At 46.5% G+C, this 6,746-nt stretch carries 8 protein-coding genes; 7 read left to right on the top strand and 1 reads right to left on the bottom strand.

Annotated features, from left to right (window positions below):
- Positions 1 to 707, bottom strand: a 707-nt coding sequence (locus tag HQN90_RS40145) for a metallophosphoesterase (RefSeq protein WP_173226891.1), incomplete at its 3' end; no start/stop codon positions are given.
- Positions 708 to 995: 288 nt separating this feature from the next.
- Here HQN90_RS40145 and HQN90_RS32730 point away from each other — a divergent pair.
- From HQN90_RS32730 to HQN90_RS32700, 7 genes are all read left to right on the top strand, one after another.
- Positions 996 to 1,292, top strand: a complete 297-nt coding sequence (locus tag HQN90_RS32730; RefSeq protein ID WP_173226889.1) for a LiaF transmembrane domain-containing protein — start codon at positions 996 to 998, stop codon at positions 1,290 to 1,292.
- A 41-nt stretch (positions 1,293 to 1,333) separates the two neighbouring features.
- On the top strand, positions 1,334 to 2,002 hold the full coding sequence (locus HQN90_RS32725; protein ID WP_079410851.1) for a PspA/IM30 family protein: 669 nt from the start codon (positions 1,334 to 1,336) through the stop codon (positions 2,000 to 2,002).
- The gene (locus HQN90_RS32720; RefSeq protein WP_173226887.1) at positions 1,999 to 2,466 is read left to right on the top strand and encodes a PspC domain-containing protein; all 468 of its coding nucleotides are present in this window, start codon (positions 1,999 to 2,001) and stop codon (positions 2,464 to 2,466) included. Before HQN90_RS32725 ends, HQN90_RS32720 begins: the two co-directional genes overlap by 4 nt.
- 3 nt (positions 2,467 to 2,469) lie before the next feature.
- On the top strand, positions 2,470 to 3,156 hold the full coding sequence (locus tag HQN90_RS32715) for a PspA/IM30 family protein (protein WP_173226885.1): 687 nt from the start codon (positions 2,470 to 2,472) through the stop codon (positions 3,154 to 3,156).
- A 253-nt stretch (positions 3,157 to 3,409) separates the two neighbouring features.
- Positions 3,410 to 3,931: a DoxX family protein gene (locus HQN90_RS32710; protein WP_173226883.1), complete on the top strand. Its 522-nt coding sequence runs from the start codon at positions 3,410 to 3,412 to the stop codon at positions 3,929 to 3,931.
- Positions 3,932 to 4,172: 241 nt separating this feature from the next.
- Positions 4,173 to 5,075, top strand: a complete 903-nt coding sequence (locus HQN90_RS32705) for a polysaccharide deacetylase family protein (RefSeq protein WP_173226881.1) — start codon at positions 4,173 to 4,175, stop codon at positions 5,073 to 5,075.
- 167 nt (positions 5,076 to 5,242) lie between these two features.
- Positions 5,243 to 6,745, top strand: coding sequence for a sugar ABC transporter ATP-binding protein (locus tag HQN90_RS32700; RefSeq protein ID WP_173226879.1), 1,503 nt, complete (start codon positions 5,243 to 5,245; stop codon positions 6,743 to 6,745).
- Position 6,746 lies beyond the last annotated feature (1 nt).

Here is a 6,746-nt window from a genome sequence, read left to right as displayed (position 1 = left end):
CAATCGATATCAATGGGGATTAAAAAAGATGACCCCTGTGCAATACAGGAATCATCTATTGTTAGCTGTCTAGATTTAAACTGAGTTTTTTCAAGTGTCCTTGACAAAGGGTCCAGATCAAGTTCGTGGTAGGGCTTTTTATAATTGAACATTTGCTCAAAAGAGTTGATAGCTTGTCCGCTGGACCAATCCGTACTCAGCCTGCTCGTATCTAAATCCTCTTGCTTCGTTTCCCATAAGCCGTAGTATTCATGATTTCCCATAGTTGCATGGACGGGAGGAAGCTTGAATTCATACATAATGTTGAAGAGGCTTTTGTAATCGTTATTGATGCCGTTCGTAAGATCGCCATTTAGAACCATCAATTTACTGTCTGGTCGGATGTTCATGTGGTCGGCTAGCGCTGCGCGAAAGCGTTTCTGGGAATCTGTATCTTTGGCTCCAACATGCACGTCACTTAATACGGAGAAGGAGAAAAGCGGCGCTGTAGCTGGTGTCGCCTGTTTTGCTTGCTGGAATTGTGCGGTTAAGTTTTGAAGAGCTAAGCTTGCGACCCGTTGTGAGGCATTCTTAGTCAAGGGAAGCGGAGGCATGATTGATGCAGGTGCCGCGGCTATCGCCATTTTGGCTGGTGCTGTTGCCGTAGCCTCCCAGGCGTATGTATGTAATAGAAGAACCAAAAGCATAAACAACAAGATACGGATCACAAAGGATCCCCTATTCGGTTTCTTCATTGAGTTCACATTAGATTTCATAATCGGCTTCATCAAATAGTTCCTGCCTTTCACATCCGAAATTTGTCGATATCTAGTTTGTAATGTACTTAACCCGTATCTGTGTCGTATAAACATGAACTTTTCGGAGGTCGTAGAAGCGCCCCGACTAAGGTCTAGGATCAAATACCGCCTGCGGTCCGTTTTGGAAAGCTGCATTTTTACCTAGAATAAAGACATGAACAAGAGCACAACAAACAAACGAAAGGCGGTGACGAAACGATGAAAAGAAATACAGGCTTTGCCGCTCTGCTAATCGCATTCGGTGCCCTGATTTTGTTAAATAAACTAGGCATTCACATGGGACCCTTTATCGGCTCGGTGATGGGATACGTGATTCCAATTGCAATGGTTGGCCTAGGTTATGTCGGGATTCAGAATGGCAGCAAAATTGGTTGGTTGATTGCAGGAATCGGCGGAATTATCCTGCTGGGCAAGTTGGCAGGTTGGATTATCATTCTCCTGGCTATCGGGTTGATTGGCTACGGAGTTTCGATGCTGACAAGAAGAACCGTTTAAGTGGAACGAACAAACAGAGATTGAAAAAGGTGGTATGAGAGATGAGCCTATTAAGGCGTATGAGAGACATTACCGTGGCATCACTGAATGAACATTTGGAACGGTCCGAAGATCCGGTTCGCTTGATTGACCAGTACTTAGCTGCACAACGCGAGCAGCTTCAACAGTCTGAGAGGCTGTACCAGCAATGTGTCAGCCACGCAGCTTCACTCAGGCAGCAATATTTGACGGCGCTGGAGACCAAAGAGAAACGTGAGCATCAAGCGCTTCTGGCTCTGAAAGCCGGCGAAGAACATATGGCACGCATCGTGCTGCAAGAGAAATTGCAAGCCGAAGAGAAAAGCGAGCAATATCATGAACTCTATGAGCAGGCCAAGCAGTCGATTCTCGATTTGGATGAGGAACTGCAGCAGCTCAAAGCCGATTACAAAGAAGTGGCAGATAAACGTAGTTACTACTTGGCCCGAATGGAATCCGCGCGTTTGCAGCAAAGGCTGCATGCCCGCAGCAGTGTGACGCAGGATGGCGCACCGCGGATGTTCGGACGCTTGGAAGAGCGCGTTTCCGATATGGAGCTACACGCTAGAACACTCCGTGATGTAAGACGCATGGGACGTGAAAGCTACTATAGCGGGGGCAACCCTGCCGTAGATGCTGAGCTGGAAGCTCTGAGAAACAAACTGCAACAGGAGGGAGCACAAAAATCATGAGCAAACTTTACCGCTCACGAAGAGATAAAAAAGTTACCGGTCTTTGCGGCGGACTTGCCGAGGCCATGAATGTAGATGCAACACTCTTGCGATTGTTAGTGGTTATTACCACCTTTTTCACCGGAGGAACAGTCATTTTCATCTACTTCATAGCTGCAATTGTAATTCCCAAAGAACCAGGTTATGACCAGCCATATGATCCATATGCAAGTTCGTATGGCCGCCAAAACTACAACAATAGTGGAAGCTGGAATACGCACAAGCCGTATCCGCCTCACCAAGCACCGCAGCAGCCTGCGAACTTCAATACCCCACCGTACAATGCAGGTGTACCGACGAACAACATCGATGAGATGATGAAAGACATTGAGAAAAAAGCACTGCAAAGAGAAGTCGAAGAACTTAGAGCCAAAGTCGCTCGTTTTGAACAACAACCAATTGACATTAAAAAAGGAGACGTGTAAACCATGGGAGTATTTACAAGAATGAAAGATATGACAAAAGCATCAATTCACGAGGTATTGGATAAAATCGAGGATCCGATCGTTATGTTGAATCAATATCTGCGCGATATGGAGCAAGAAATCGCACAAGCTGAAGTAACTGTTGCTAGACAAATTGCAAGTGAGCGCAAGCTGAAACAACGTTTGGAAGAATCCGTTCGCTTGGTAGCTGACCGTGAAGCCAAAGCGTCCGCTGCTATCAAAAATGGTCAAGAAGCTATTGCCCGCCAAGCTGTTGAAGAAAAATTGTACCACGAAGATAAAATCGCTGAGTATACAGATCTATATTCATCCGCCAAAGCGCATGCGGATGAGTTGACGCAACAACTTCACGAAATGAAAGACGAATTCTACAAAATGCGCAACAAACGCAACGAGCTCGTATCCCGCGCTCAATTAGCGAAAGCTAAAAAGCAAATGGCGCAAGTCTCCTACAATGGTGTCATCGAAAGCGGCAGCGCATCCCGCGGCTTCCAACGCATGGAAGAGAAAATCATCCAATTGGAAGTGGAAGCGGAAATCGCTCGCAAACCTTATGTACCAGCAGGTTCAGTAGGCAGCTACACACCTGTTGATGTAGCCAAACAAGCCAAAGTCGATGAGCAGCTGAATTTGCTGAAAGAAAAACTAAGCGTTAAAGAAGCTGAGTAAATAGCTGGTCACGAAGGGACTGTCCTCGGGTAGAAATTCTGCCTGAGTACAGTCCCTTTTTTGCGGGTTCTAAACGGAGAGGGCTTTGACACGCTCATGGTCTCGAGCGGTGACTGCTTGCCTAGAGAAAAATATTTACAAAAAAAGTAATTTAATGTACATTTAATGCATTAATGTCTATTTTAGGAGGATGATGAAAAGTAATTAGAATTCATTAGGTACTAGGATCAAATACTTTAAATTGGAGGGATTTATGATGATGAATTGGTTACGAAACAGTTGGACAGCCGCAGGACTCTTAATAATGCTTCGTCTGTATGTGGGATGGAAGTTTCTTTCATCCGGGTGGGGGAAATTATCAGGGGAAAAGTCTTTCGATGCTTCCGGTTTTATCAAAGGGGGAATTGCAAAAGCCGAAGGAGAAAAGCCCGTCGTTCAACAATGGTTCGGAGATTTCCTGCAAGGTTTTGCGCTGCCTCAGGTAGAAATCTTTAATTTCATAGTTCCATGGGGGGAGCTTCTTGTCGGTATTGGCTTAATCGCAGGAACTCTCACGACTTTCGCAGCTTTAATGGGCATCATCATGAACTTCAATTATTTGTTCGCCGGAGCAATCAGCAGCAATCCCAATTTAATTCTTCTTCAATTTTTTATCTTGGCAGCAGGTATGAACGCAGGTAGATTCGGCGGGGATTACTGGGTTATTCCTTTGGCTCGTAAGAGCTTCCGAACTCTTTTCCGAAACGGGAAAACGTCCTTACAATCTCCAACCTGAACAGCAAATGTAAATCCGCTTTTTTATGAACATAGTTGAAGATTAAGACTAAAGAACGCATGAACATGAAGTCCTTACTTCATAATTCATGCGTTCTTCTTTCATTTTATGGTTAAAGGCGGGTGACAAAAGCGACAAAAGGCTAATCCTGCGGATTTCCCGGGAAATATTGGTTTTAATGTCGAAAGGGAGAAAAGGCATACTAAAAAGATCAGGATTTGCATGAAGAGGGGGAGCTTGGATGGGAGTTCAGATACGCAGAACAGGTATCTATGTAATTGGATTAATAATTAGCGCCAATTTGATTGGATGCTCGACTGAACAAATCCATGCGAAGCAAGCCAAGCAGGTTCCCAAACAATTATCAGGAGAAACGGCAAGTATCGACTCCAGCGGCAGCCCGACTTCTACATCAAAAGAGGCAGCAGCGGTAGATGATTTAGATAAGGCTATCGTGGAGACGAGGCATTTTTACACAGGGCCTCCACACGCATCTCCTCCTACTGAGGGCAAAATCGCCTATCTCACCTTCGATGATGGTCCTTCTGAGAACACAAGGAAGATCCTTCGTGTCTTGAAAAGTTTTGGAGTTCATGCGACTTTTTTCGTTGTGGGGTCTGACACCGCTGAGGGCAGGTCGCTGTATAAGGAGATTGCTGCCGCAGGCCACGCGCTTGGAAATCATTCGTATTCGCATGATTATAACCGTATTTATAAATCTCCTGAGGCTTTCATGAAAGACGTACATAAGCTGGATCAGCTGTTGGAGGAAACTGTCGGCTACCGCCCTGATATTTTACGTTTCCCCGGAGGGTCAAACAATCATTTGAGCTGGAAGCCTGGGGGCAAGGGCATTATGAGTAAAGTTGCCCGCGTGGTCAAAGACGAGGGTTACCAGTATTTTGACTGGAACGTCAGCTCGACGGATGCCGCTGCGCCTGTGCAGGATAGGGACATGATCATTGATGCCGTGACAAGCGCGAGCCGCGGCAAGAAAAGCATTATCGTGCTCATGCACGATAGCACTTACAAAACGACAACCCTCGAGGCGCTGCCTATCGTGATTGGGAAGCTGCAAGCAGCCGGCTTTCGTTTCGATAAATTGAATAAATCTTCATTTACATTTCAATTTTTGACGCCATAAAAGAACCCGACAATGATTAATCTGGCGGGTTCTTTTGCTTTTTCGTGATTTCAGCGCAGAGATAATCATAAGAATTTCAACTTTTTTGTAGAGATTTATCCACTCTTTTTCCATTAAATAACAGATAGAATAAGCGATATAACCACAGTACAGTACGAGGTGAGGTCATGAGTGAAATTCTTGTCCGCATGGAAGGAATTGAGAAGCATTTTCCTGGTGTGCACGCCTTGCATCAGTGCCGTTTGGAGTTAGCGGCCGGAGAAGTGCATGCGCTTGTCGGCGAGAATGGTGCGGGAAAATCGACGTTAATGAAAATTGCGACGGGTGTTTATCAAAAAGATGAGGGACGTATCTTGGTCAAGGGCGAGGAAGTGAATTTCTCGCATACACGTGCGGCTCAGCTAATGGGCATTTCGATGATTCATCAAGAGTTGAATCTGATGCCGGATTTGACGATTGCCCAGAATATTTTTATCGGGCGTGAACCGAGATGGGGCATGAAGCTGTTCGTTGATGATCGCAAGCTGAATGAGCAGGCACAGAGGCTGCTGGAGGAGATGAATCTTCAACTCGATCCTCGCACCAAAGTAGCTGAACTCACTGTCGCCAAGCAGCAAATGGTTGAAATTGCGAAAGCATTATCGTTCCAATCGGAAGTGCTGATCATGGATGAACCTACAGCAGCGCTTACGAATGCCGAGATTGAAGACTTGTTTCGAATCATCGAACAGCTGCGAGGGCGTGGGGTTGGCATTGTCTATATTTCTCATCGGATGGAGGAACTGAAGCGAATTACAGATCGCATCACCGTGATGCGTGATGGCCGTTACATTGATACGGTACAGACCAAGGATACCTCCATCGAGCAAATCATTACGATGATGGTTGGCCGCGAGCTGTTCGTCGCTTCGCAGCAGCAAGAATCTGATACGTCGGGTGCTCGGGTGCTTGAGGTGAAGAATCTGAACCGCGGCTCAGCAGTGAAGGGAGTGAACTTTCATCTGGGCAAAGGTGAAATTCTTGGCTTCGCCGGTCTGATGGGAGCCGGGAGAACCGAAGTGGCGCGAGCCATTTTCGGCGCTGACGCGCTAGACACGGGTGAGATATTCATCCACGGGAACAAAGTGCAGATCAAAGCTCCGCACGAAGCGGTGAAACACGGAATTGGCTATTTATCCGAGGATCGCAAACGATATGGGCTTATGGTTGATATGGATGTGAAGACGAATATCGCGATAGCTTCCTATCGCCAGGTGCGGCGCCTGCTCGGATGGATGAATGACAGTAAGATGGATCAGTCTGCTTCGCAATTCGTGGAAGCGCTTCAAATCAAAACGCCAAGTATTCATCAGCAGGTTAAATTCCTCTCCGGCGGTAACCAGCAGAAAGTTGTTATCGGCAAATGGCTGCTGCGCGACTGTGACATTCTGATCTTCGATGAACCGACGCGAGGCATCGATGTCGGCGCGAAGACAGAGATTTACAAGCTGTTGGATGAGCTGGCGTCGCAAGGGAAATCGATCATCATGATTTCTTCCGAGCTGCCCGAAATATTGCGCATGAGCCACCGCATCATGGTCATGTGCGAAGGTCGAATCACCGGCGAGCTGCGCCGGGAGGATGCAACCCAAGAAGCAATTATGAAATACGCCACGATGCGGATCAGTTAGT

Origin of the sequence: Paenibacillus alba, assembly GCF_013204855.1 — a bacterium.
GTDB lineage: Bacteria > Bacillota > Bacilli > Paenibacillales > NBRC-103111 > Paenibacillus_E > Paenibacillus_E alba.
The sequence above is the reverse complement of the archived record's forward strand: the minus strand, read 5'-3'. Positions and strand labels throughout refer to the sequence as shown.